The 25616-nt window shown below is 60.9% G+C and carries 24 protein-coding genes; 11 read left to right on the forward strand and 13 right to left on the reverse strand.

Translation table 11 applies throughout. From position 1 onward, the window contains the following. Positions 1–6: 6 nt before the first annotated feature. The 6 genes from ACESYO_RS07465 to ACESYO_RS07490 form a co-directional block, all read right to left on the reverse strand. On the reverse strand, positions 7–579 hold the full coding sequence (locus ACESYO_RS07465) for a CPBP family intramembrane glutamic endopeptidase (RefSeq protein ID WP_373211234.1): 573 nt from the start codon (positions 577–579) through the stop codon (positions 7–9). Next, positions 579–920 (reverse strand): hypothetical protein, encoded by a 342-nt coding sequence (locus ACESYO_RS07470; RefSeq protein ID WP_373209712.1) that lies wholly within the window; start codon positions 918–920, stop codon positions 579–581. The genes ACESYO_RS07465 and ACESYO_RS07470 overlap by 1 nt, the downstream gene beginning before the upstream one ends. 143 nt (positions 921–1063) lie before the next feature. After that, positions 1064–1744, reverse strand: coding sequence for a hypothetical protein (locus ACESYO_RS07475; RefSeq protein WP_058963510.1), 681 nt, complete (start codon positions 1742–1744; stop codon positions 1064–1066). Positions 1745–1763: 19 nt separating this feature from the next. Continuing rightward, a complete protein-coding gene (locus ACESYO_RS07480) occupies positions 1764–2411 on the reverse strand; it encodes a hypothetical protein (protein ID WP_373209711.1) in 648 nt (215 codons plus the stop codon). Next, complete coding sequence (locus tag ACESYO_RS07485) at positions 2404–3300, reverse strand: ATP-binding cassette domain-containing protein (protein ID WP_373209710.1); 897 nt, start codon at positions 3298–3300, stop codon at positions 2404–2406. The genes ACESYO_RS07480 and ACESYO_RS07485 overlap by 8 nt, the downstream gene beginning before the upstream one ends. A 25-nt stretch (positions 3301–3325) precedes the next feature. Continuing rightward, a complete protein-coding gene (locus tag ACESYO_RS07490) occupies positions 3326–3700 on the reverse strand; it encodes a GntR family transcriptional regulator (RefSeq protein WP_058963507.1) in 375 nt (124 codons plus the stop codon). Between the two features lie 167 nt (positions 3701–3867). On the opposite strand from ACESYO_RS07490, the gene mutY reads away from it, so the two are divergent. Next, positions 3868–4920, forward strand: a complete 1053-nt coding sequence (mutY, locus tag ACESYO_RS07495) for an A/G-specific adenine glycosylase (protein WP_283128879.1) — start codon at positions 3868–3870, stop codon at positions 4918–4920. Positions 4921–5049: 129 nt separating this feature from the next. Next, positions 5050–5262 carry a phosphatase gene (locus ACESYO_RS07500; RefSeq protein ID WP_283128880.1) on the forward strand — a complete coding sequence of 71 codons (213 nt, stop codon included), beginning with the start codon at positions 5050–5052 and terminating at the stop codon, positions 5260–5262. 68 nt (positions 5263–5330) lie between these two features. Here ACESYO_RS07500 and ACESYO_RS07505 read toward each other — a convergent pair whose 3' ends face one another. Beyond that, positions 5331–6350, reverse strand: coding sequence for an alpha-hydroxy-acid oxidizing protein (locus ACESYO_RS07505; RefSeq protein WP_373209709.1), 1020 nt, complete (start codon positions 6348–6350; stop codon positions 5331–5333). A gap of 174 nt (positions 6351–6524) precedes the next feature. Here ACESYO_RS07505 and ACESYO_RS07510 point away from each other — a divergent pair, with 174 nt between their 5' ends. Genes ACESYO_RS07510 through ACESYO_RS07520 form a run of 3 tightly spaced genes read left to right on the forward strand, consistent with a single transcriptional unit; the run spans position 6525 to position 9947 of the window. Then, the gene (locus tag ACESYO_RS07510; protein WP_373209708.1) at positions 6525–7778 is read left to right on the forward strand and encodes a murein hydrolase activator EnvC family protein; all 1254 of its coding nucleotides are present in this window, start codon (positions 6525–6527) and stop codon (positions 7776–7778) included. 49 nt (positions 7779–7827) lie between these two features. Next, on the forward strand, positions 7828–9366 hold the full coding sequence (locus tag ACESYO_RS07515; RefSeq protein WP_373209707.1) for a M23 family metallopeptidase: 1539 nt from the start codon (positions 7828–7830) through the stop codon (positions 9364–9366). 32 nt (positions 9367–9398) lie between these two features. Beyond that, a complete protein-coding gene (locus tag ACESYO_RS07520; protein WP_373209706.1) occupies positions 9399–9947 on the forward strand; it encodes a biotin transporter BioY in 549 nt (182 codons plus the stop codon). Positions 9948–10007: 60 nt separating this feature from the next. Here ACESYO_RS07520 and ACESYO_RS07525 read toward each other — a convergent pair whose 3' ends face one another. The 3 genes from ACESYO_RS07525 to ACESYO_RS07535 all read right to left on the reverse strand — a co-directional run bounded on the left by ACESYO_RS07525 (position 10008) and on the right by ACESYO_RS07535 (position 14750). Then, complete coding sequence (locus ACESYO_RS07525) at positions 10008–12023, reverse strand: AAA family ATPase (RefSeq protein ID WP_373209705.1); 2016 nt, start codon at positions 12021–12023, stop codon at positions 10008–10010. A 122-nt stretch (positions 12024–12145) separates the two neighbouring features. Continuing rightward, positions 12146–13741 carry a peptide chain release factor 3 gene (locus ACESYO_RS07530; RefSeq protein ID WP_346672186.1) on the reverse strand — a complete coding sequence of 532 codons (1596 nt, stop codon included), beginning with the start codon at positions 13739–13741 and terminating at the stop codon, positions 12146–12148. A gap of 145 nt (positions 13742–13886) precedes the next feature. Next, complete coding sequence (locus tag ACESYO_RS07535; protein ID WP_373211236.1) at positions 13887–14750, reverse strand: GNAT family N-acetyltransferase; 864 nt, start codon at positions 14748–14750, stop codon at positions 13887–13889. Between the two features lie 237 nt (positions 14751–14987). Here ACESYO_RS07535 and ACESYO_RS07540 point away from each other — a divergent pair, with 237 nt between their 5' ends. Both ACESYO_RS07540 and ACESYO_RS07545 read left to right on the forward strand, forming a co-directional pair. After that, positions 14988–16313, forward strand: a complete 1326-nt coding sequence (locus ACESYO_RS07540; protein ID WP_283128421.1) for a S1C family serine protease — start codon at positions 14988–14990, stop codon at positions 16311–16313. A 212-nt stretch (positions 16314–16525) separates the two neighbouring features. After that, a complete protein-coding gene (locus tag ACESYO_RS07545) occupies positions 16526–17437 on the forward strand; it encodes a serine O-acetyltransferase (protein WP_058963497.1) in 912 nt (303 codons plus the stop codon). A 58-nt stretch (positions 17438–17495) separates the two neighbouring features. Here ACESYO_RS07545 and ACESYO_RS07550 read toward each other — a convergent pair whose 3' ends face one another. After that, entirely contained in the window at positions 17496–18581 is a 1086-nt protein-coding gene (locus tag ACESYO_RS07550) for a GGDEF domain-containing protein (RefSeq protein WP_373209704.1), read from the reverse strand. A 215-nt stretch (positions 18582–18796) separates the two neighbouring features. Here ACESYO_RS07550 and tnpA point away from each other — a divergent pair, with 215 nt between their 5' ends. Then, positions 18797–19303: an IS200/IS605 family transposase gene (tnpA, locus tag ACESYO_RS07555; RefSeq protein WP_087181272.1), complete on the forward strand. Its 507-nt coding sequence runs from the start codon at positions 18797–18799 to the stop codon at positions 19301–19303. A gap of 215 nt (positions 19304–19518) precedes the next feature. On the opposite strand, the gene ACESYO_RS07560 is transcribed toward tnpA, so the two are convergent. Beyond that, positions 19519–20178 carry a metallophosphoesterase gene (locus ACESYO_RS07560; RefSeq protein ID WP_242868324.1) on the reverse strand — a complete coding sequence of 220 codons (660 nt, stop codon included), beginning with the start codon at positions 20176–20178 and terminating at the stop codon, positions 19519–19521. Between the two features lie 221 nt (positions 20179–20399). Here ACESYO_RS07560 and ACESYO_RS07565 point away from each other — a divergent pair, with 221 nt between their 5' ends. From ACESYO_RS07565 to ACESYO_RS07575, 3 genes are all read left to right on the forward strand, one after another. Continuing rightward, positions 20400–21770: a D-alanyl-D-alanine carboxypeptidase family protein gene (locus ACESYO_RS07565; protein ID WP_373209703.1), complete on the forward strand. Its 1371-nt coding sequence runs from the start codon at positions 20400–20402 to the stop codon at positions 21768–21770. 100 nt (positions 21771–21870) lie between these two features. Beyond that, complete coding sequence (locus ACESYO_RS07570; protein WP_317408249.1) at positions 21871–23337, forward strand: nicotinate phosphoribosyltransferase; 1467 nt, start codon at positions 21871–21873, stop codon at positions 23335–23337. A gap of 57 nt (positions 23338–23394) precedes the next feature. Continuing rightward, positions 23395–23787, forward strand: coding sequence for a putative ABC transporter permease (locus ACESYO_RS07575; protein ID WP_373209702.1), 393 nt, complete (start codon positions 23395–23397; stop codon positions 23785–23787). Between the two features lie 95 nt (positions 23788–23882). On the opposite strand, the gene ACESYO_RS07580 is transcribed toward ACESYO_RS07575, so the two are convergent. Then, positions 23883–25574, reverse strand: a complete 1692-nt coding sequence (locus tag ACESYO_RS07580) for an alpha-glucosidase (protein WP_373209701.1) — start codon at positions 25572–25574, stop codon at positions 23883–23885. Positions 25575–25616: the final 42 nt, after the last annotated feature.

Here is a 25616-nt window from a genome sequence, read left to right on the forward strand (position 1 = left end):
AAGGGGTCAGGTTCCGCCAAACAGATTGATCACGCACATGGCCACAAAGGCCACAATCCACAGCAGCATGCCCGGGTTGAGCAGCGCCGCCCGCACCGGGTGCTGGGGCAGGCCGGTTGCCGGGCGCACGAACATCCGGCGGCGGAAGTCCCAGAACTGCACAAAGCCCCAGCCCGCCAGCGCCAGAATTCCCGCTCCCAGCAGGGTGTTGATCACCGCGCCCTCGCCCACACCGGTGAGCACACAGCTGCTGAAGAAATTGATGAACAGATGGATCAGCATGCCGTAGAATACGCTGCCGGTGCGGCAGACCAGATACCCCAGCCAGCAGCCCAGCACAAAGGCATAGAAGAACTGCTCCAGATTGCCGTGGAAGCTGCCGAAGAAAAAGGCGGAAAGCAGGACGTAGGGCAACTGACCGAACCGGATCAGCTTGCGGTACAGATACCCCCGGAACACCAGCTCCTCGCCCACCGCCGGCACCAGACTGACCAGAATCAGCGCAGCCCAGGGCGACATCTCTTCCACCGTGCTGTTCAGGCTGTTTCCCTGCAGGCCGGTCAGGGTGCGCAGCAGCATCAGGGCCAATTGGTAACCAGGCTGGCCGCCATACATCCGGCATAGCCCACCGCCGCCGCCCGGGCAAAGGTGAAGGGGCTTAGCGCCCGCTTGGGCCGCAGCGGCATTGCTTCGTTGTTTGGCAGAAAATGGCCCACGGCCAGCAGCACCGGCAGCCCCAGACCATAAATACTTATATCATTCAGGAGCATCAGCAGATCGGTGGTCACCCGGTTCGTGGTCCACACCGCCGCCATGGTCATCAGGCTGCACCCGATCAGGCTGACCAGCGTCATGCCGGTGAATCCCAGCCCCAGCAGACCCACCGCTACGGCAAATTCGTTATGTTTTTTCTGCGGCATGTAACCGCCTCCTTTGCTGCGGAGCTGCTTTTTCCCTGCGCTCCACTTGGAATAACCCCAGTGTACCATACCATCCGCCCAAACGCCAGAGCGGGATGCACCAAAATCCGGTGCATCCCGCTCTTTTCATCAATTTTTCCTGTTTACAGCTCCCGCACCGTCCAGCGCAGCAGCCGCCGCACCGACCATGCCGTCCAGCCCAGCAGCAGCACCGCCGCAAGGGCCAGCACCGCCCACAGAGCGGCCGGGCTGGTTTTATACAATTTGATCAGCGAATTGGGCGAAAAGCAGATCAGCAACCACAATACCCAGACGATCCAGAAGCCTCTGGAGCCAAGGGTATTCACCGTGGCCGCCACGCACATGCCCAGCAGCACCGGAGCAAGCAGGATCAGCAGCCAGACCGGCACGGGCAGCATCGCCAGACCGTCCATGTCCAGCACAATGCCCCGGGGCGCATAGGCCAGCCGGTAGATCAGATGGCTCACTCCGTCCAGCACAAAAAGCAGCACAGCGCTTGCCAGCGCACCGCCCAGATGCCAGCCGGCGCAGCGCAGCACCTGCTGGCGGCGGGCTCCGCCCAGGGCCACCCCCAGCGTGAACGCCCGGTTCAACCGCTGAAAACCGGTGAACGCGCTTACAAAAGCCAGCAGGATCAGGCAGATCATGGCGGAAAAAATCACCGTGGTTTTTTCGCCGGTCACCGCCAGCGCCACCGCCGTGACGGTCTCGATCAGCAGCCAGAACACGGCCACCGCAGCCAGCTGCCAGTCCAGCCCGCTGCCGTAGAGCAGCCACTGGTTTTTCCATCGGTCCTTCTTCATTGTGTGTCCGCTCCTTTCCTCACAGCAGATTCACCTGAGCGGTGCGGCACTGGCGATACAGCCCGAAGCTGGCCACCCCGCCCACCGCAAGGCTCACGCCGCAGATAACCCACAGGATGGTATCCATACCGAAGAACGAGAAAATTATATGGGCAACCATGGCAGCCATGTATCCCAGATACAGCACGATCACCAGCCCCCAGCCGAAAATCCGCCAGCCGGTTTTCTGCACCAGCGACAGCCAGCTGCCCATGGCCCCCATGGCCCACAGCAGCAGAAACAGCGCCAGCCCGGAAAGTCCCCGTGCCGGCAGAGTCAGCGAAAGCCCGGTTTCCTCCGGCGTAAAAACCGACGCGCCCCAGTCCAGCAACGCCTGCATGGGCAGGCAGACCAGTGCCTGCGCCGCAATGGCCAGCTCCATGGTGCTCCAAAGACTTTTGCGCACCGCGCCCATGGCGAGACCGATGTTCACCAGACTGCGCACCAGCGAGGAACTGAGGATCGGGCTTATGATAAAGAACATCATGATGCCGCCCCGGAGATAGTTGGCGAACAGGGATTCCGGCCCGAAGAGCGCCGTGCTCACCAGGCAGAACACCACAAACCCGAAAAGCACGCCCAATCCAGTGGCGGAGTACCGCCAGAAGGCTTTGATGTTGTTAACCATCCTGCACCTCCCCGTGGCCGCACAGGGCCACAAACACCTTTTGCAGGTTCAGCGGGGTCACATCCACATCCCGGCCGCTTACCGCCTGTGCCAGCTCATTTTCGCCGCAGCGCACCGTCACCGCCTTGTGGCGGCCCATCCGCTCGGTGGAGAGCACCGTCAGGCCCTGCGCGGCAGCATCCACTTCATCCTCCCGGCCGCTGATCAGGTGGAACTGGGCCACCAGCTCCTCGGTGGGAGCCTTTTCCACAATGCGGCCTTCGTCCAGAATGATGACCTCCTCAAACACGGCGGCTGCTTCTTCAATAATATGGGTGGATACCACAAAGGTGCGCCCGGTCTCGGCGTAGTCCTCCAGCAGCAGCTTGTAGAACAGCTCCCGGGCCACCACATCCAGACCGGCCACCGGCTCATCCAGCAGGGTGATCGGTGCCCGGCTGGCCAGCGCCACCACGATGGTGACCATGCTCAGCATACCCTTGGACAGCTTGTTGATCCGCTTGTTCTCCTCCAGCCCGAACCGCTGCGCCAGCCGATGGGCGTAGGCGTCATCCCAGTTTTTGTAGTAGATCGAGGCAATGCGGAAATAATCCTTCACCTTCAAACCCGCGGCCACGCTGTTCGGCGCGCCGGAAAACTCCCGGGAAAAGCACAGCTGCTGCAGCGCCGCCGGGTTTTCCCACACGGGCTGGCCGCCGCAGGTGATCTGGCCGCCGTCCGCCGCCAGCTGGGCGGTGAGCAGGGCCAGCAGAGTGGTCTTGCCTGCGCCGTTGCGGCCAATCAGACCGTAGATGCGGCCCGGCTCAATGGTCAGCTCCAGATTTTTCAGCACTTCCTTGGTTCCAAAACGCTTATTCAGGCCCACGGCCTTCAATGCCATCTGTTCCATACTCGCTTTCCTCCCCGGCCCTTCTTTACTGGGCCTCGCTGTAAGCCCGGCGGATCATGCCGGCCAGTTCCTCCTCGCCCAGGCCCAGGCTTTTCGCCTCTCTGGCCAGGGCGGTCACATACTGCTGGTAAAAGGCGGCCCGGCGCTTTTTTTGCACCAGCGCCACCGCTCCATCGGCCACAAACATGCCGATGCCCCGTTTTTTATACAGCACTCCGTCGTCCACCAGCAGGTTGATGCCCTTGGCCGCCGTGGCCGGGTTGATGCTGTACTGCCGTGCCAGCTCGTTGGTGCTGGGCACCTGCTCGCCCTCCTGATAGATGCCCCGCAGGATGCTGTCCTCCAGCATTTTTGCAATCTGCAGATAGATGGAACTTTGATCATTCAGGGTTCCATTCACAGCCTCGGCCTCCTTTCCGCCTTCTTGTTCATTGGTTCATTACTTGTGTAACTAACTATATCACCTGTGGGATATTTTGTCAAGCGCGCCCGGCCTCAAAACAGTTTCGCAAACGGCACTCGGCGTGGTATACTACCCAGAGACCATCCAAAAGGAGAACAACGCCAATGCCCACCCTTTCCCCCATCGCGCCGGATCTGCTGGCCTGGTTTTCAAAGAACGCCCGCACCCTGCCCTTCCGGCAGGACCCCACCCCCTACCACATCTGGGTCAGCGAGATTATGCTGCAACAGACGCGGGTGGCCGCCGCGCTGGAATACTACGACCGCTGGATGAAGGCCCTGCCCACCATCCGGGATCTGGCGGAATGCGACGAGGAAAAGCTGCACAAGCTGTGGGAGGGCCTTGGGTATTACAGCCGGGTGCGCAACCTGCAAAAGGCCGCCCGCATTGTGTGCGAGGAGTACGGCGGCCAGCTGCCCGCCGACCACAAAAAGCTGCTGGCGCTGCCCGGCATCGGCGACTACACCGCCGGGGCCATCGGCTCCATTGCCTTCCATCTGCCGGTGCCCGCGGTGGACGGCAACGTGCTGCGGGTGTTCAGCCGCCTGTACAACGATGACCGGGACATCGCCGACCCAAAAACCAAAAAGGCCTACACCCAGTGGGTGATGGAGCACCAGCCGCCGGATGCTCCCGGCCCCTACAACGAAGCCCTGATGGAGCTGGGGGCACTGGTCTGCCTGCCCAACGGCGAGCCGCTGTGTGATCTCTGCCCGCTGGCTCATCTGTGCCGGGCCCGGCAGGCCGGCACCCAGAACACCCTGCCGGTGAAAAAGGCCGCCAAAGCCCGGCGAATCCAGCCGGTGACTGTACTGCTGGTGAAAAGCGAGGCGGGCTGGCTGCTCCAGCGCCGCCCGGACTCCGGCCTGCTGGCCGGGCTGTGGCAGCCGGCGCTGTTTGAAGAGTCCCTTCCCTGGGCCGAGGCTGCCGCCCGGCTGGAAGCTCTGGGCATTCCTGTGCGGCAGGGCAGCGCCCTCAAGCCCGCCAAGCACATTTTCAGCCACATCGAATGGCGCATGAACGGCTGGCAGGCCGAAGCCGATGCCTGCCCTCTGCCCCCGGGCTATGTGTGGGCAGACCGGGCGGCGCTGACGCAGCAGTACACCCTGCCCGGCGCCTTCAAGGCCTACCGGCCGCTGCTGGAGGAAACGGTCTGACCCGCCGATTTTCGGCCATGTTCACAAAATCGTATTGTATTCCAACGCCCGGCGGGATATAATAAACCTATATTCAACGAATTCCGGCCCGGGCCGTTTTGCCCGGCCATTATCAAGGAGGAATTGATTATGAAGCATTCTACCTTTGTTGCCGTTCTGCTGTTCCTTGCCAGCGCCGTGGGTGCGCTGACTGCTGCCTGGCTGTACATCCGCCGCCGGGAAAAGGAGCTGGACGAATACGAGCAGCTGCTGTTCAGCGAGGACTTTGACGACGAGCCCGCCAGCGCCGAAGCGGACGTGGACGCCGCCGACGAAGTTCAGGAGCCCGTGGACGAGGCCTGATTCAACCCAATTCACAAAAATGCCGCCGGGGAAATTCCCCGGCGGCATTTTTTCGTTTGTTTTCCGGCTTACTCCTGCCAGAGCAGTTCCGGTCCAATCTCGGCCAGGCTGTGCACACCGCACATGGCCATGGTATCCTGCAATTCGCTTTTCAGCTTGTTGGTGAGCAGCGCCACGCCCTCGGCCCCACCGCCGTATACGGCGGTCACATAGGGGCGGGCCAGCAGCACCGCATCCGCGCCCAGCGCCAGCGCCCGAAACACATCCAGCCCGCTGCGGATGCCGCCGTCCACCAGAACCATCATGCGGCCCTTCACCGCTTTTGCAATGGCGGGCAGCACCTGTGCCGTGGCGGGCACACCGTCCTGCACGCGGCCGCCGTGGTTGGAAACCACAATGCCCGCGGCCCCGGCTTCCAGCGCCTTCTCGGCGCCCTTTACCGTCATGATCCCCTTCAGAATAAAGGGCACGCCCGCGTAATCGATAATCTCCCGAAGCTCCTCCACAGTCTTGGGGCCGGCGGGCGGGTTCAGCCCCTTCAAAAAGGGCAGGCCGGCGGCGTCAATATCCATGGCGAACACCTTCGCGCCCGCGGCCTTGGCCTCATCCAGCTTGGCAAACAGGGTCTGGCAATCCCAGGGCTTTACGGTGGGCACGCCCCGGCCCCCGGCTGCGCCAATGGCAGCGGCAGCAACGCGGAACACCTCCGGGTCGGTGCCGTCACCGGTGAAAGCGGCAATGCCCGCTTCGGCGCAGGCGGGAACCAGAATCCGGTTGTATTCCTCGTCGGTGAACTTGTCGCCGTAGTGCAGCTTCACCGCACCCACCGGCGCAGCCAGCACCGGCAGCTCACAGGTCTGGCCGAAGAAGTCGAACCGGGTGTCCACAGGCTTATTGTCGCAGATGGTACCCATATTCACGCAGATCTTCTGCCAAGCCGCATAGTTGGCGGCGGCCACGGTGCCGGTGCCCTTCGCGCCGGGGCCGGGCATGGTTGCGCCGCAGGCCCTGCCGTTGCACACCGGGCACACCTTGCAGTAAGGGCCGCTGCAGGTGCGGGCAGCGGCGAGCATTTCCTGATAGGTCATGGTTTCATTCCTCCCTTTGCTGCTTTTGATTCTAGCCCCGCTGTGCACACTGTGTCAAGCGGTGCGTTCCCGGTATCATTTTTTACTGTGCATCGCCTGCAAATATGGTATAATGGTAAATATTATGGGGAGTTGTGCCCCATTTTACCGACTGCCTGAAAAGGAGGCCGCTGGATGAAACGATTGTTCCTGTGGCTGCTCATGGTCGTTCTGTTCACCGGGGCGATTGTTGGAGGCAGCCTCGCCTTTTTGTATTACCACATCACCGAAGAAGACCTGCCCGAAAAGGCCATCACCCTGGCCGGTCAGACGCTGGACGAACCGGTGGGCTACCAGTGGACGGTGCCCATTCTGGGTGGAATGGTCTGGCGGGAGCTGGATCTGAGCCCCGGCTCCGCCATCCAGACACTGGACGAGCCCATTACCACCGCCAGCGCCGAACTGGTACTGGCCGAGGGCATGACCGAAAGCGCCACCACCCTGCTGCTGCAAAGCAGCGAGGGCGAAACCCTGTTCGAGGGCGGAGCCGGCCAGTGGAAGGACTACACCTTCCCGCAGGATGGCGTGTACCTGCTCACCATCCGTGCCGGCTGTGAGGACACCGGCCAGCGCCCGGGCAAAGCCTACGGCTGGTATCAGTATCAGTGCCGCTTCACCGTAAGTGCCGCGGCCAGCGTCACCCTTTCCAGCGAATCGGTGCGCCAGGGCGACACGGCCGCCATCTATGTGGGTGGCCTTCTGGGTCAGCAGTCCGACCCGCCGGTGGCCGACACCGACCTGGGCCAGGTCTGGTTTGCACCGGTAAGCGGCGGCTGGATCGGCTACCTGGGCATCCCCTACAACGCCCCCGGCGGTGACCACACCATCACGGTGGAGGTGGGCGGCGAAGCCCTGACCGCCACCCTCACAGTGGGGGCCAGCCAGTACACCACCACGACCTTGAGCGGCGGCGACGCCACTGCCGAGGCCAATGCCCAGTTCCGGAATAAAATCTACGGCTTTTACACCCAGGGCACCAATGAAAAGCTGTGGACCGGGCGGTTCTCGCCTCCGGTGCAGGGCAACATATTCCAGCCCTACGGCGCATATCTTATTGCAGCCGACGGCTCCCGGGCGGGACAAGCCGCCAATCTTACCTATGTGACCACACCGGGCTACGAGGTCATCGCCCCGGCCCCCGGCAAGGTGCTGCTGGCCGAAAACCTGCTGCTCACCGGGAACACGCTGGTGATCGACCACGGCTGCGGTGTGAAGAGCTATCTGTATCACCTGCAGGATCTGAATGTTTCCGTGGGTTCCATTGTGGCGCAGGATCAGGTGATCGGTCACGCGGAAAACACCCTGATCTGGGAGGTCCGGGTGGGCAACAAGAGTGTGGACCCTGCCAAGCTGACGCAAACCACAGGCGGGCTGTTCTTCCAGCCCTGAATCCGCCGCGCACTGCGCGGCCCAAAACCTTTGATGTGAGGTGGAATCATTGAACAAAGACACAAAGCAGCCGGCGGACGGCGCTCTTCAGCCCGACGAACAGGAAACCGGCGAGCAGCAGACCGCCAATTCCCCTGCCGTGCAGGAGGAATCCTCCGCCCGGCCGGAAGGCACGGAAGCCGACGCAGGCGAAGCGGACGGTTCGGACGAGGACGAATACGAAGAAGAGCTGTATGAGGAGGAAGACTGGGAGGACGAGGACGAGGATGCCCCCCTCAGCCTTGGCGCACGCCTGTTCAGCGCCTCCACCTCCCTTTTGCGGTGGATCGTGCTGGTGGCGGTGCTGCTGGCTCTGATTCTGGGCGGCACCTTCTTCAGCATGTACCGGAGCGTGAGCCTGAATAGCCTGCCCCAGTATGATGTGAGCTGGGCGGGCCAGACGCTGGAAGCCGCCGGCTACGACTGGTCGGTTCCGGTGATGGGCTTTCTGCACCGGGATTTTTCCAAAAAGCCGGGCAGCAGCTGGCAGGATCTGGAGCCGGTGAGCGAGAGCCACCCGTCGCTGGAGCTGCCGGAATACACCACCGCCCTTCTGACCATTGAAAACGAGGCGGGTGAAACCCTGTTTGAGGGCGACACAACTGCCTACAACGAGTTTCATTTCAGCGAGAACGGCGCCTATTCCGTCACCCTCACGGTCACCTCGCCGGAAACCACCGGCGCCGCGCAGGGCTCCTACACCTATCAGTTCAACTTCCAGCTGGAGGCCCAGCCCCGGCTGGTGCTCTCTGCCACCGGCGTGGCCCAGGGCAGCGTGATCGGCGTTCGGCTGGAGGGCGTTCTGGGCGACATGGTTCCCTCGCTGACCACCGAGCTGGCCGAGCTTCCCTTCACCCTGTATCAGGGCGAGTGGGTGGCCTTTGTGCCGGTGGACTACAACCAGATGGCCGGCAGCTACGACATCAGCGCCACTGTGAACGGCCAGACCGTTACCGAAACCGTGCAGGTCTACGGGCGGCAGCGCCGTGAACTGGACACCTACACCATCGACGGCACCTCTGCCATTCCCTATGTGGGCGCACTGCCCAGCAACATGGATTTTCTGTGGGGGATCAATGACCCGGACATCTACTGGGACGGCCCCTTTATCCAGCCGGTGCAGGGCAAGATCCTGCGGGATTACGCGGTACTGGAATACACCGACCGTCTGGATCCCACCGATCCGCTGAACGCGGCCATCCCGCTGGATCAGATCGCGGCCTACAACGCCAACATCGCCCCCCGGCGCAGCATTAACGTGACGCTGGAGACCACCTCCGGCAGCGCTGTGGTAGCTCCCGCCGCCGGCCGGGTGGTTTACGCCCAGACCAATGGCAGCCTGGGCCGTGTGGTGGTGATCGAGCACGGCTGCGGTGTGAAGAGCCTGTTCTATCTGCTGGGCCGCCGGGATGTGGACGAGGGCGACTTCGTGACCCAGGGCCAGCAGATCGGCACCACCCAGGGCCATGTGATCTGCGAAATGCGCGTGGGCGATATTCCGGTGAATCCCTGGGATGCCTGGCGCGGAGCCGGCGGACTGTTCTTCTGATCCGCCAATTATGACCAAGGAGCCTGTATTTTATGACCAAGACGCAAACCCTTACCCGCACCGCCATGGGCGCAGTGATCATTGCGCTGTGCGCCTGGATCAGCATTCCGGCCGCAGTGCCTTTTACCCTGCAGACCTTCGGCATCTTTCTGGTGCTGGCAGTGCTGGGGGCCCGTCAGGGCAGTGTGGCAGTCATTGTTTACATCCTGCTGGGTCTTGTGGGCCTGCCGGTGTTTGCCGGATTTTCCGGCGGGCCGGGGGCGCTGCTGGGCCCCACCGGCGGCTACATTGTGGGCTTTGCCCTCATCGGCCCCGTCTGCCTGCCGGCAGACAGGCTGCCCCTGCCGGAGCTGGCCCGCTGTCTTGCAGGGAATCTGGCCGGACTTGCCGTCTGTTATGGCTTCGGCACCTTCTGGTTCATCCGGGTGTCGGCTATGAACGGCAGCGCATACAGCCTGCCGGCCGTGTTGGGCATGTGTGTGATTCCCTTCATCCTGCCGGACTGCATCAAGCTGGCGCTGGCCCTGACGGTGGGCCGGCGGCTGGCACGGGCGCTGCGGCCTGTGGGCACCACCTGCTGATCGGCTTTCACAAAACCAGAAGAAGGCCTGCTGCGAATGCAGCAGGCCTTCTTTTTTGTTTTATTCAATTTCGTCCAGCGCAAAATCCCCCAGCGTCAGCTCGTCCAGCGCGGCCTGGGACTCGGCAGCCAGCCGGCGGCTCTGGTTCAGAATCGCCCGCTCCAGCAGATTGCGGGCCATGCGGCCGTTGCCGTTTTCAGCGGCGTTCTCCGCCTGTGCCCGGGTGAAGTATTCTGTGATCGGTTCCCGGCAGCCCTCGGCCATCCGGTAACCCCTGCCCTTTGCACTCAGCTCCAGAATCCGCCACAGCTCCTCGCCGGTGTAATCCGGGAATTCAATCCGGTTGGGAAAGCGGGAAGCAAGGCCGCTGTTGGCGGTCAGAAACTGCTCCATCTCTCTGGAGTAGCCCGCAAGGATCACCACCAGATCATCCCGATGATCCTCCATGCCCTTCACCAGCGTGTCGATGGCCTCCAGCCCGAAGCTGTCGTCCTTTCCCCGGTAGAGAGAGTAGGCCTCGTCGATGAATAACACTCCCCCCAGCGCCGAGCGGATCACCTGATTGGTCAGCGGCGCAGTGTGGCCCACATAACGGCCCACCAGATCCGCCCGGCTCACCTCCACCAGCTGGCCGCCCCGCAGCGCGCCGATGGCCTTCAGATACTTGCCCACCAGCCGGGCAATGGTGGTCTTGCCGGTGCCCGGATTGCCTGCAAAGATCATGTGCATGGAAACCGACCCGGTTTTCATGCCTGCCTGGGCCCGGCGCTGATTGGCCTGCACACTGTCCTTCAGGCGCAGCACGTAGTCCTTCACCTCGGCAAGGCCCACAATGTTTTCCAGTTCCCGGTCCACCTCATCCAGCATGCCGGTGTATTCCTGCCGCAGCAGGCCCAGCAGATCCACCGGCTGACCGCCGGCCACCGCCGCCAGCACCCGGCCCTCCGGCGCGCTGAGGGCAACAGCCGCACCCGCCACCGGCTCCTCTTCCAGCTTGTATTCCGCCAGCGCCCTGAAGCACCGGTCAAAAAATTCCCCGATGGGCGCTGCCCCCCGGCCGGGGCTTGCCTGCCGCCGGGCCAGCGCCAGAAATTCTTCATTTGCCGTAACGGTCAGCTTCAACTGCCGGGCCGCGTGTTCGATCAGCTGCTCCAGCCCCCGGGCGGCGATTTCCTCCAGCTCCTCCTCGGTGAAGGGCCGGGTGGCGCACACGTCGCTCAGTGCGTTCACCACGCCCGCGCCCATCCGGTCCGCCATCTTCTCCGGCCCCTTCCCGCTCAGGAACACCAGATACTTGCCCCGGGGGCTCAGGGCGCTCACCGCGTCCGGCACCAGCGCGGTGCCCACGTCCACCAGCATGCCCTTCTGCACCGCGTAGCGGCTGTTCAGCGGGGCGCTGCCGGTCTGGGCCAGCGCCGCCAGCGTGTTCAGAAAGCCCGGATGGCATCGCTCATAGTCACAGAACACCAGCATCTGCCCCGGCCCGTTCAGCGCGGCGTACAGATCCTGCAAAAACAGCTTTTCCTGCCCGGGCCCCGGGTAAAGGCCCAGATCCATCCATGCGATCTGCGGCCCGCTGAGCAGCTTGCGGGCCGCCATTTCCCGGGCAATGGCCTTCAGCGCCGTGTGTTTTCCGGTGCCTGCCGGGCCATGCACCAGCAGCACCCCGCGGGCCGTTTCTCCCGTCGTACCCAGCACAAAGGGCCGCTTGAAAGCCCGCACCAGCTGTTTGAGAAATTCCGGCTGGCCCAGCACGCTTTTTCCCAGCACCTGCTCCAGTCCGTCAAAGGCGTCCGTCTGCACGGGGACGGGCACGGTGCGCCGGGCCGCCTGTGTCTCGGCCTCAGTGAGCAGCCCGTCCCGCTGCATGGTATGCTCCAGCTCGCCGCCCAGCCGGGTGATCTCCTGCGCCTGCCGGGCCAGCGCCTCATCCAGCGCCTTCTGGTTTTTCTGCAGCGCCTGCTGCGCGGTCTCTGCCGTTTTCTCGTTCCGGGCAGGCTTTGCCGTGCCTGCGCGCAGCCGTCCGCCGGGGCCGAACACCCCGTTCATCAGATCCTCCCAATCACTCGCTCCCATGCCTCGCGCCCTCCTTTTTGCCGTCTGGCGGCGTACTTTTCCCTTATTGTACCACAGACGGCAGCCATTTTGCGGCAAAAAAACAGGACATCCGGCCAGCGGCCGAATGCCCTGTTTGAAAATCACACGTTGCCGAACTCGCTGAGTTCCAGGCCCTCGTTGTGCTGTTGAGCCCAGTTGATGGCCCAGGGGGTGGTGAAGAGCAGCAGCTTGTTGCCCTTCAGGTCCTCGATGCGCTTGGTGTCGCTGGTCAGGTCCAGATCCTTCGGATCCAGATCCTCGTTCTCGATCCAGCGAATGTGCTCGAAGGGCAGCTTCTGCATGCGGATGTCCACATTGTACTCGTTCTTCAGCCGGTACTCCAGCACCTCGAACTGCAGAACGCCCACAACGCCCACGATCACTTCTTCCATGCCGCCGTTCAGCTCGCGGAAGATCTGGATGGCGCCCTCCTGGGCCACCTGCTCCATGCCCTTCACAAACTGCTTGCGCTTCATGGTGTCCACCTGGGTGATCCGGGCAAAATGCTCGGGCGCGAAGGTGGGGATGCCCGCATACTGGATCTTTTCCTTGCCGGTGCACAGGGTGTCGCCGATGGAGAAGATGCCCGGGTCAAACAGACCGATGATGTCGCCGGCGTAAGCCTCGTCCACAGTGGCCCGATCCTGGGCCATCAGCTGGGTGGACTGGGCCAGCTTGATCTTCTTGCCGCCCTGCACATGGGTGACCTCCATGCCGCGCTCGAATTTGCCCGAGCAGATGCGCATGAAGGCGATGCGGTCCCGGTGGGCCTTGTTCATGTTGGCCTGAATCTTGAAGATGAAGCCGGAGAAGGTATTCTGGGCGGGCTCGATCAGCTCGTCGCCGCTTTTGCGGGGCAGCGGGCTGGGAGACAGGCGCAAAAACTCCTTCAGGAAGGGCTCCACACCGAAGTTGGTCAGCGCGGAACCAAAGAATACCGGGCTCAGGCGGCCGGTCTGTACGGCGTCCATGTCGAAGTCGTAGCTGGCGCCGTCCAGCAGCTCGATGTCCTCCGCCAGCTTTTCATGCAGCGGGGCGGTGATCAGCTCGTCCAGGCTGGGATCGCCCAGCTCGGCCTCGATCTTGTCCAGAATCTTCACGCCGTTGGCCTTGCCGTCGCTCTGGAAGGCCAGAATGTGACGGCTTTCCCGGTCGAACACGCCCTTGAACTCCTTGCCGCAGCCGATGGGCCAGTTCATGGGATAGGTCTGGATGCCCAGAATGTTCTCGATCTCTTCCATCAGATCGAAGGGGTCCCGGGCTTCCCGGTCCATCTTGTTGATGAAGGTGAAAATGGGGATGTGCCGCAGGGTGCAGACCTTGAACAGCTTGATGGTCTGGGCCTCAACGCCCTTGGCGGCGTCGATGACCATGACCGCCGCGTCGGCAGCCATCAGGGTGCGGTAGGTATCCTCCGAGAAGTCCTGGTGACCGGGGGTATCCAGGATGTTGACGCATTTTCCGTCGTATTCAAACTGCAGCACCGAACTGGTAACCGAGATACCACGCTGTTTCTCGATCTCCATCCAGTCGCTGACCGCGTGGCGGGCGCTCTGCTTGCCCTTAACGCTGCCTGCCTGCTGGATCGCGCCGCCGTACAGCAGCAGCTTTTCGGTGAGGGTGGTCTTACCGGCGTCCGGGTGGCTGATGATTGCAAAGGTGCGCCGGCGTTGGATCTCTTGCCGTAAATCGGCCATAGATGCTTGTCCTCCTTATATTCTGGGGCGGCGCACACGCGCCGCGCGGGGTTTGGTCCTTAAAAACACAACACTCTATATATTATTACATTCAAAAGGGCTTTGGCAAGGGGAAAACCGCAAAAACAAAGGGTTTTCGGGCATTTCACCAGCCCTTTTTGCGCACAAGGCAGGGCAGCGGCGCGGTGGGGGCCCAGTTGGCGAACTCGCACACCAGCACCGTGTATTCCCGGATGGGCAGATTGCGGAAAAATTCCAGCAGGGCGGTTTTTTCCCCGTCGCCGTTGGGGCCGCCGCTGTACAGGCAGGCCGCCAGAATTCCGCCGGGGCGCAGTGCGTCCAGCGCAGCCTTCACCGCGGGCAGGCTGCTTTTGGGGGTGGTGAACAGGCTGTGGTCCGCCCCGGGCAGATAGCCAAAGTTGAACATCACGCAGTCCGCCGTGTTTGGCTCCACCAGCTTTGCCAGCTCCGCATGATCCGCCTGCACCGCCCGGCCGATACCGGAAAGCCCTGCCGCAGCCAGCCGGGCATTGGTGTTGTCCACCGCCTGCTGCTGCAGATCCAGCGCCAGCACCCGGCCCTCCGGGCCTGCCAGCCGGCACAGAAATTCGGTGTCGCCCCCGTTGCCGCAGGTGGCGTCCACAAAAAAGCCGCCGGGCAACAGATTCTGCCGCAGGAAATCATGGGTCAGACCCACGGCAGTGGGATCCGGCACCCGCCGTCTGCGCCAGAGATTTCCGGCGGGGGCAAAACCGAATTTTTCCGCCAGCGCCTTCTCTGCATCGCCGTTCGGCAGCTCCAGCAGATGCAGGCTTTCGCCGGCATATCCGCCGGTGGCTTTCAGCACCTGACGCAGAAGAAAACTGCCGTAACCGCGGCGCCGCCAGGCCGGATCCACCCACAGGGGCCCCAGCCGCCAGCCCTCGTTCTGACGAGTGCATCCGCATCGCCCCACAAGCAGCTTTTCCTTATATAACAGGAATTCTTCTCCCTCGCGTATCACCCGCACGCCATTGCCCTGCCTTTCCAAATATGATATTCTTATAGAATCAGCTTCCCGGCATAGTCCGATGCCCGGAACCATACCAATTATACATGGATTTCACATTTTTTTCACCCGGCCATAAAATGTTTTTCACGGCGGCCGGATAAACTATAACCAGAACGATAAGCAAGGGGCCGCAAGAGCGGCATTTCAATCGGACAGACGCCCCGGACCCCCTGTTCACCTGAAAGGATGATAAACATGGAAAACAAATGGGAATATGATTATTCCGGTACCTATCCGGGCAGCGGCGGCAGCAATCCCACCCCCGCTTCCTACACCCCCATCGGCCCCAGCGGCGAGCCCTCCATGGGCGCCGGCGCCAACTACACCGCCCCCGGCTACACAATGCCCGGTGGCCCCTCCGCCCCCATGGGCGGCGAGCCCCAGCCTCCCCGCATGAAAAAGCGGCACCCCCACCTGAAGAAAATCGGCGCAGGTGCGCTGGCTCTGGTGCTGGTTGCAGGCGTGAGCTTCGGCGGTGGCTACGCAGGCTTCTATCTGGCCGATAAGACCAGCAGCGCCCGCATCGTATATCAGAGCGCCAATCCCTCCGGCACCGCCACCAGCAGCACCGACGGCTCCACTTCTCTGGATCCGCTGGTGAGCGTGATCAACTCCATTACCCCCAGCGTGGTGGAGATCACCACCGAGCAGATGGTCACCACCAGCTACGGCTTCTGGGGTGGCCAGCAGATCGTTAGCGGCGCGGGCAGCGGCGTAATCTACACGGAGGACGGCTACATCATCACCAACAACCATGTGGTGGAGGGCGCCGAACAGATCACCGTAAAGCTGAACGACGGCACCACCTATAACGCCACTCTGGTGGGTGCGGATTCCCAGAGCGACATCGCAGTCATCAAGATCGATGCCACCGGCCTGACCCCGGCAGTTCTGGGCGATTCCGACACCATCGCCATCGGCGAAACCGCCATCGCGGTTGGCAACCCCAGCAACCTGGGTGTGACCTCCACCGACGGCATCATCAGCGCGCTGAACCGCAGCGTAACGGTGGAAGGCAACACCATGAATCTGATCCAGACCAGCGCTGCCATCAGCCCGGGTAACTCCGGCGGCGGTCTGTTCAACTCCAGAGGCGAGCTGATCGGTATTGTAAACGCAAAGAATGCCGATGAAAACGCCGAGGGTCTGGGCTTCGCCATTCCCATCAACACCGTGAAATCCGTTGCGCAGGATCTGATTGAAAACGGTTATGTGACCGGTCGTCCTGCTCTGGGCATCACCGTGGTAAGCATTACCGACGCACAGACCGCCATGCAGTACGGCGTTTCCACTCTGGGCGCCTATGTGCAGAGCGTGAGTGAGGGCAGCGGCGCTGCCAACGCCGGCATGAAGGTGGGCGACCGCATCGTGAGTGTGGGCACCAAGACCGTGACCACCGCCACTGATGTGACCAACGCCCTGCAGGATTATGCTGCCGGCGACACCGTTCAGGTGCAGGTAGACCGGGGCGGCGAGCTGATTACCCTGAATGTGGTTCTGGGCGAAAAGACCCAGGCCTGATCCCATCCCAAACCGATTCCGATTTTTCATATCGTTTCCTTTTTTCTGTTTTCACACAGGGGCCGGGGGGCGCACGAAAGTGCGCCCCCCGGTTCCTTTTTACCTGCTTTTCATTGACGTATCCCGCCCAAACAGGTATGATTAAACTATTCCCCCTCCGTCCGGCCGCCTGAGGCGGCAAAGGGCCGGTTCTCCGGCGAAAGGAGCCTTTTATGAACGAGATCAAACATCGGGCCATCCAGAAAACGGTGCAGGGCCTGAACGAAAATTACCAGAGTCACGAGCTGCTCACCCTCAAGCAGGGCATGGAGCTGCCCAACCGCAAGGCGGTGATCAACATCCTGCGGGATCTGAAGGAGATCATCTTCCCCGGCTATTACGGCCCCGGCAGCCGCCTGGGCGATTTTGGCGACCACTACGCCGGCTACCGGCTGGACCGGCTGTACGACGACCTGCGCGCGCTGCTGGCCACTGCTCTTCTGTATGAATGCGGCGAGGACGGCTGCCAGCTGCACACCGAGCCCCGGGCCGACGAGGTGTGCGCCGCGTTTTTTGAAAAGCTGCCCGCTTTGCAGCAGACCCTTCTGAAGGATGTGCAGGCCGGCTTTGAGGGCGATCCCGCCGCCAAAAGCCGGGAGGAAATCATCTTCTGCTACCCGGGCTTCTACGCCATCTACATCTACCGGGTGGCCCACGAGCTGTATCTGCAGAACGTGCCCTACATCCCCCGCATCATGACCGAATACGCCCACAGCAGCACCGGCATCGACATCAATCCCGGCGCACAGATCGGTGAATACTTCTTCATCGACCACGGCACCGGTGTGGTCATCGGCGAGACCACCGTGATCGGCAATCATGTGAAGCTGTATCAGGGGGTCACCCTGGGTGCGCTGTCCACCCGCGGGGGCCAGCAGCTGATGGGCGTGAAGCGCCATCCCACCGTGTGCGACAATGTGACCATTTACTCCGGCGCCTCGGTGCTGGGCGGCGAGACCGTGATCGGTGAGAACACCACCATCGGCGGCGGCACCTTCATCACCGAGTCTGTGCCCGCCAACAGCCGGGTGCTGGCAAAGCGCCCGGAGCAGACCATCAAATCCCCCACCGACGTGACCGACTGATCCGAAAACAGCAGCGCCGAGGCAAACCGTCTGGCTTGCCCCGGCGCTGTTTTCGTTTTTATTCCGTCTGCTCCTTCCACAGGCAGACGCTCCCCCGTTTTTCCTTTGCCCGGTAAAGGGCGCTGTCCGCGTTTTTGAGCAGCTGGGCAGGGGTCATGCCCGGGCGGTATTCCGCCACGCCGAAGCTGGCGCCCACCCGACAGGGCGAAAAATCCTCCATCTCCTCCAGACTGCGGCCAATCTGCTCGCATGCCTGCACGATGCGCCGCAGCTCCGGCGCATGGAACACCAGACAGAACTCATCGCCGCCGTAGCGGAAGGCAGCCTCCTCCCCGGCACGGCTGCGCAGAATCGCCGCCACCTTCTGCAGGCAGGCATCTCCCTTCAGGTGGCCCATGGTGTCGTTCAGCTGCTTGAAACCATCCAGATCCACCATCACCAGCACCCCCTGGCCGCCGGCACACAATTGGCCCAGCCGGTCGTTCAGCGCGGTGCGGTTGAGCAGGCCGGTCAGGCCATCCCGCCGGAGCCCCCACTCCTGCCGGGCCGCCTGCTGGATCCGCTGCCGCTCATAATAAATGGATGCCAGACACAGCAGATAGCACCCCAGCAGCATCACGATGCTCAACAGCCAGTTGATTCGATTTTCCGTATTTTCCAGCCGGTGACGCTGGGTGGAATCCCACACCACCAGCAGATCCACCACCGGTACCCCCAGCAGGCACACGCCGGCGGTGATGGAGGTGAGCCGATAATCCCCGTAGGAGGTGGTGAGCATAATGGCCACCACCGGCAGCAGAATCAGCGCCGGAAACAGACTGTGCACTTCATACAGCACCAGGCAGACGCCTGCCATACAAAGAGAAACCATGGTCTGCCGGGTCTGCCTGCTCAACCACCGGCTTTTCATCGCCAGCATTCCCACCAGTACCAGCACACAGTTGATGGTCACCGGCGTAATCAGATATTTGATGATATAGAGAACCGGTTCAGCGCTCACAAACCCTTCGATCCGGTTCAGGGCAAAGGCCATGATCAGCTCCAGCACGGCGGCTGCCAGCGTAAGCGCACCGGTCATATAGCAGTGCAGGCGCATCCAGCTTTCGTTCTGTGCATTTCCCGACCGATCATTTTTTCGGTGCATCCGCTTTCTCCTTTCGCCTGTTCCGTGTTGTTTTATTATAACAAAAAAGCCTCTTTCGGCACAAGCCGAAAGAGGTCTCCGGTTAACTAGAAAGCCACAAGCTATGCTTGTGGACGAGAAGAGCACGAGCGTTGAAACGGTAAAAAAGAACCTCCTTTTGCTACAATAGAAGCGGGTAACGCCAACCGCACAAAAGCAAAAGGAGGTTCATCCATATGGACGAAAAAAGTTTATCACATACGAGTTGGAATTGCAAATATCACATTGTGCTGGTGCCAAAGTATCGCAGAAAGGTGATTTACGGGAAATTAAGAAAAGATATTGGAAAAATCCTGAGGATGCTTTGTGATTACAAGCATGTGGAAATCATTGAGGGGCATGCAATGCCAGACCACATTCATATGCTCGTATCGATTCCGCCGAAATTGGCGGTAGCAGATTTTATGGGATACTTGAAAGGCAAGAGTACGTTGATGATTTTTGAGAGGCATGCGAATCTAAAGTACAAATATGGAAGGAGAGTGTTTTGGGCAAAAGGGTACTATGTAAATACGGTTGGAGGAAATGAGGCAAAGATCCGCAAGTACATCCAAGAACAGGAAATGCAAGATCAGATGAGCGATCAGCTGAGTTTCAGAGAATATGAAGACCCGTTCAAAAATATAGCAGATCTTGATGATGATTCACCGGAGATCCCGACCGACAGTAGAAGAAAGAAGTAAAAAAGCAACGCCAAATGCGGTTGGCGTTGCTCATTATGCACCTTTAGGTGCTGCTGGAATAATGGCCCTTATAGGGCCGTTCTGCAAACCCCACGTTCAACGTGGGGTTATGATTTTCTGCATCCTGCCCGTCCGCGCAAATTTCACAAGGCTTCCATGCGCTGCTGCCGCCCGGTTTGTCTTGCTGCGCACCGGGCCATACTTTCAAAGGCAGCTCAGTCCTCCAGCGGAATCACATCGCAGAATACCGCCTGGGTCTTGGTGCCCAGCTTACGGTCCTTGTGGTAGCGGCCGAACAGCCATTTTTTATACTGAGCCTTGTCCATGATCTGGCCGAAGAAGGTGTGCAGCCAGTTGGGCTGGCCCTGCATCAGCTGGGCGAATTCCAGAATTTTCAGGGGTGCGTCGTGGGTGAGGATATAATCCACCTGCCAGCCGGCGGCTTCCAGATTGTCCGCGCAGGTTTTCAGCTCTTCGCTGGTGGGCAGCTCGGCACGCCACCAGTTGATGCCCTCGTCCCGGTCCTCCTTGTCCCAGCTTTCGGCCCCGCCGAAGCACAGCAGCTTCTTGCCCTCGATCTCCAGAATGCTGCCCCGCTCGATGTAATACAGATTGCCGCCGATGTGCCGGGCCCGGCCGCCCATGTAGTCCACCTCGGGATATTCCTTCAGCAGGTCAAAATTCTCGTGGCAGCCATCGATGAACAAAAGCTGGTAGCGGCGCTTTTGCAGCCATTTCAGCTTTTTCTGTTCCGCCTTGTCGCCGCTCCACAAAAAGCCAAAATCCCCCAGCACGATCAGAGTATCCTGTTTTTTCAGCCGCTTTATCTCTTTTTCCGAAAAACGTTCCACCTCACCGTGGATATCGCCGGTCACATAAATCAAGCCTTACCGCCCACCTTTCACCAGAAAAACACTTTATAAACCCTGTAAAAAATGCTATAATACAAGGTAAATCACTGGGCATTCTGCCCGGGATCAAATCGCTTTTTTCGGGCATTCTGCCCGTTTGTCCCACCGCGTTCCCCCGCCTTCCGGCGCCGGGTTCGAGCGGTTTCGCACTAAACATTTTAACGCGTTTAAAAGGAAAAGTCCACATGAAAAAATTCACCGCGCTTTTGCTCGCTCTGGTTTTTATGGCGGCTGTTTTCGCTTTGCCCGCCGGGGCGGTGGGGTTTGAGCCCCCCTTCGAAATTTCCGGCAAGGCCGCCTACATCGTGAACACCGACACCAACATCATCGTATATGAAAAGAACAGCGAGGAATCGCTGCCCGCCGCCAGCACCACCAAGCTGATGACCGCCATTCTGGTGATGGAGCAGTATCAGGACCAGCTGGACACCGTGACCGGCGAGTCCTCCGCCTATATTCGGGACACCATCTACACCTTCGGTCTGGAGCACGGCGCCCTGGCCAATGCGGATATCCGACTGGGCGAGCCCCACACGCTGCGCAGCCTGCTGTACGCCTGCCTGGTGCCCAGCGCCGCCGATGCCGCCATGATCCTGGCCAGCACAGTGAGCGGCGGCAACATCGACAACTTCGTTTACATGATGAACAGCAAGGCCAAGGAGATCGGCTGCACCGGTACCACCTTTGTGGACCCGGTGGGCATGAGCATCGACAATGTGACCACCGCCCGGGATCTTTACCTGATCTTGCGCTATGCCATGAGCTTTGACGTGCTGCGGGAGATCATGGGCACCGTCAAGTGGGACATGGGCCAGGACTTCATGCCCAGCCGCTACTCTGCCTCCAACCCCTACAACCTCTACACCACCAATATGATGATCTACGAGGGGCCCGGCGCAGAATATTACCGCAAATATACCAAGGGCGGCAAAACCGGCTCGCTGGAGGACTGGCAGAATCTGGCCGCCTGGCACACCAGCCCGGACACCGGCGAGACCTACATCAGCGTAGTGCTGAACAGCCCGGTCTCCTGCGACCCCTACCCTTACCAGAAGGACCACCCCGCCTCCTACGAGACCGGCCTTTTGATGGACTGGGTGTTTGAGAATTTCGCCATCCAGCCTGCCATGAAAACCGGCGAACCGCTGGCAGAGGTAAAGGTGAGATATTCCACCGACGCCGATACCGTGATGCTCTTCCCCGCAGATGATATGATGACCATCCTGCCCAAGAACACCGATGAAAGCGTGACCCAGAAAACCTTCCAGCTGCCGGAATACGTCACCGCCCCGGTGAAAAAGGGCGATGTGATCGGCACCGTGACCCTTTCCCTTTCCGGCCAGACCATCGGCGTAGTGGAGCTCACCGCCGACCGGGATCTGGACCGCAACATGCTTCTGTTCACCCTGTCCAAAATCGGGGAGTTTTTCGGCGGGCTGTACTTCAAGGTACTGCTCTGTGTGAGCGCTGTGACCGTTGTTGCCTATGTGCTCCTCTATTACCGTTATCAGGCCACACGCAAGAGCAACCGCCGGCCCCGCCGCCCCTCGCTGTGACCGCGACCTGTTGTTTCCCGCGCCCTTCGGGTGCTGTGAAGAGCCCTGCCGCCCTTGCCGCGGCCTGGCCCAAATTCATTTGAGAGAGAGTTGGAGCTTTATGTTGGATGTGAAACGCAACCTGACCACCATCATGGACTTTTATGAGCTCACCATGGCCGCCGGGTACCTGGAGGAAGGCTACGAGGACAAAATCAGTGTGTTCGATATGTTCTTCCGCAAGATCCCTGACGGAGGCGGCTTTGCCATCATGGCCGGCCTGGACACCTTCATCGATGCGGTGGAAAACCTGAAATTCACCCAGGAAGACATCGACTACCTGCGTGGCACCGGGGTGTTCAACGAGCGCTTCCTGGACTATCTGAGCCACTTTAAGCTGCACTGCAACATCTGGGCCATTCCCGAAGGCACCCCCATCTTCCCCCGCGAGCCCATTGTAACCGTGGAGGGCCCCTCCATCGAGTGCCAGCTGCTGGAGACCCTGCTGCTGGTCACCATCAACCACCAGTGCCTGGTGGCCACCAAGGCCAACCGCATCGTGCGCAGCGCCCAGGGCCGCCCGGTGATGGAGTTCGGCGCCCGCCGGGCTCAGGGCTACGACGCCGCTGTTTACGGCGCCCGCGCCGCCTACATCGGCGGCTGCTCCTCCACCAGCTGTGTGATGGCTGCCCGTGATTTCGGCATCCCCGCCTCCGGTACCATGGCCCACAGCTGGGTGCAGATGTTCCCCAGCGAATACGAAGCCTTCAAAAAATATGCAGAGTTGTATCCCGATTCCTGTGTACTTCTCGTTGACACCTATAACGTGATGAAGAGCGGCGTGCCCAACGCCATCAAGGTGTTCGATGAGGTACTGAAGCCCCAGGGCAAGCGCCCGGTGGCCATCCGCATCGACTCCGGCGACATTGCCTATCTGTCCAAAAAGGCCCGCAAGATGCTGGACGCTGCCGGTTACGAGGACTGCGGCATCTGCGCCTCCAACAGCCTGGACGAATACATCGTGCGGGATCTGATTTTGCAGGAGGCCAAAATCGACAGCTTCGGCATTGGTGAGAACCTGATCACCGCCAAGAGCGATCCGGTGTTCGGCGGTGTGTACAAGCTGGCCGCGGTGAAGGACGGCGAGGACTACATCCCCAAGATCAAGGTAAGCGAGAGCACCGAAAAGCTGACCATTCCCCTGCTGAAAAAGGTGTGGCGCATCTACGACCACTACACCAAAAAGGCCATGGCGGACTATGTGACCGTTTATGACGAAGAGGTGGAGGTGGGCGACGGCCTGACCCTGTTCGATCCCTTCCAGACCTGGAAGGAGCGCACCTACACCAACTGCTCCGCGGTCTGCCTGACCACCCCCATCTACGAGAACGGCAAGCTGGTCTACGAGCGGCCCAACGTGACCCAGATTCGGGAACGCTGCACCGTGCAGCTGGAAAACCTGTGGGAGGAAATGCGCCGTTTTGAGTATCCCCACAAGTATTATGTGGACCTTTCTCAGAAGCTGTGGGACTGCCAGCACAAGCTGCTCACCGACCTGAGCAAGGTCACCGGAAAATCGGCGGACTGATTTTTCATAAATAAAACAGCATCACCCGGGGAACACTATTCCCCGGGTGATGTTTTTATGCTGCTAAACACAACGTTGTTCTTTGTGGGAGCCTTCGGCTACGGGCAGATTGAACTGCTCTACCGGGGCTATACCCACTGGACCATGCTGGCCGCAGGCGGGGTGATCCTGCTGGTGCTCCGCGGCCTGGACTGTGTCCTTCCCCGCCGGGTGCCGCTGCTGGCCCGCTGCGCTGTGGGCTCAGGCTGCACCACCGGCCTAGAGCTGGCCATGGGGCTTATCTGCAATCGGATGCTGGGCATGGGCATCTGGGATTACTCCGACCGGTGGGGCAACCTGTGGGGCCAGATCTGCCCCCGATTCAGCTTCTACTGGTTTCTGCTGTGCATTCCGGTCTTTGTCTGCTTCGCCTGTGCAGACCGGCTGCGCGCAGCCCTTCGTCCCGCCTGAGATTTCCCTGTCGCCCGCATATACAAAAAGCCTGCCGCCGTGGAGTTTTCCACGGCGGCAGGCTTTTTCTGTTGAAAATCCGTCTGTATTTTTCCTCAAGGCTCCATCTCCAGCACCACGGCCTGCCAGGGCTGAGCGGCAAACCGGTCGAAGCCCGGCTGCGGGCCGCCTTCCTGATTGTTGAGCAGTACCTGACGGATGATCCCCGGCAGCGCCAGACTGCGGGGCAGCTCACTCAGGTTGCAGACCACCAGCAGCGTTTTTCCGCCGCCGGTGCGCCGGTAGGCCATCAGGCCCTCCTCTTCCTCCAGCACCGGCTCACAGTCGCCCCACACCAGCGCTTCCTCCCACTGAGGGTCTTTGCGCAGGGCCAGCAGCTTTTTGTACCAGTTCAGTACCGAATCCGGCCGGGCCTGCTGCTCCTCGGCGTTGATGCGGGTGTAGTTGGGGTTCACACGAATCCAGGGCGTTCCGATGGTAAACCCGGCATTGGGGCCACCAGTCCACTGCACGGGCGTGCGGGCATTGTCCCGACTGTAATGGGCGCAGGCAGCCAGCGCCTTGGCTTCGCTCAGGCCCAGATCCAGGCAGGCGGCATACTCGCCATGGCTGCTCACATCGTCCATATCCCCGATGCTCTCAAACCGGGTGTTGGTCATGCCCAGCTCCTGCCCCTGATACAAAAACGGAATTCCCCGCAGCAGCACGCTGGCGGTGGCAAGGCAGGTCTTGGCCTGCTCATTTTCCTCCTCGCCTTGGGGCAGGTAATGGCTCACGCCCCGGGGCTCGTCGTGGTTTTCGATGATGTTGGCCAGAAAACCCACGCCCGCCGCCTGCCGCTGGGAGGCAAAGCAGGCATCCCGGTACTGGGTAGTGGTGGGCTGTTTTGCCCTTGCCCAGCCCTGCGCATCCTTCCCCAGGCAGGTGGGCGCGAAGTCGAACATGGTGGAGAAGTGCCCCTCCGGGCCGATGAACTCCGCCAGCCGGGCGGGGTCGGTGTCGAACACTTCACCCACCGTGAAGGCCTTGTGGGGCGCGAAGGTCTCCCGCTTCATCTCTTCCAGAAACGCCCCCAGCCCCTCGGCCACGCCGGGCTCGGTGAGCATCCTGCGGCAATCGGAAAGGCCGTCCGGCCGGTCTGCCGGATAATCCCGGAAGCCCAGATCCTTTTTGATGTTCACAATGGCGTCGATGCGGAAACCCGCCACGCCCTTGTCCAGCCACCAGTTGATCATGCTGTAAATTTCCCGACGCAGGGCCGGGTTCTCCCAGTTCAGATCCGGTTGCTTTTTGTGGAAGAGATGCAGATAGTACAGATTCGTCTGGCCGGGCACAAGGCTCCACACACTGCCGCCGAAGTATCCCCGCCAGTTGCAGGGCGGCTTGCCGTTTTTGCCCTTGCGGAAGTAGAAATACTGCCCGTATGGGCCCTCCGGGTCTGCCACAGCCCTCCGGAACCAGATGTGCTCATCCGAGCAGTGGTTCACCACCAGATCCATCACCAGTCGGATGTCCCGTTTTTTGGCTTCCTCCAGCAGATGGTCCATGTCCTCCATGGTACCGAAGCGCGGGTCGATGGCCTGATAATCCGAGATATCGTAGCCCTGATCCGCCAGCGGACTCTGGTACACCGGTGACAGCCAGATGATGTCCACACCCAGCTCCTTCAGATAATCCAGTTTCGCGGTGATGCCGGGCAGATCGCCCACCCCGTCGCCGTTGGAATCGTAAAAGCTTTTCGGCCAGATCTGATAGGCCGTCTTGTTGTGCCACCATTGCCGTTCCATGGTTTCTGCACGCTCCTTTTCTGGAATCGTTTTCAGGCCCAT

Origin of the sequence: Allofournierella massiliensis (assembly GCF_964241245.1) — a bacterium.
Taxonomy (GTDB): Bacteria; Bacillota; Clostridia; order Oscillospirales; family Ruminococcaceae; genus Allofournierella; species Allofournierella massiliensis.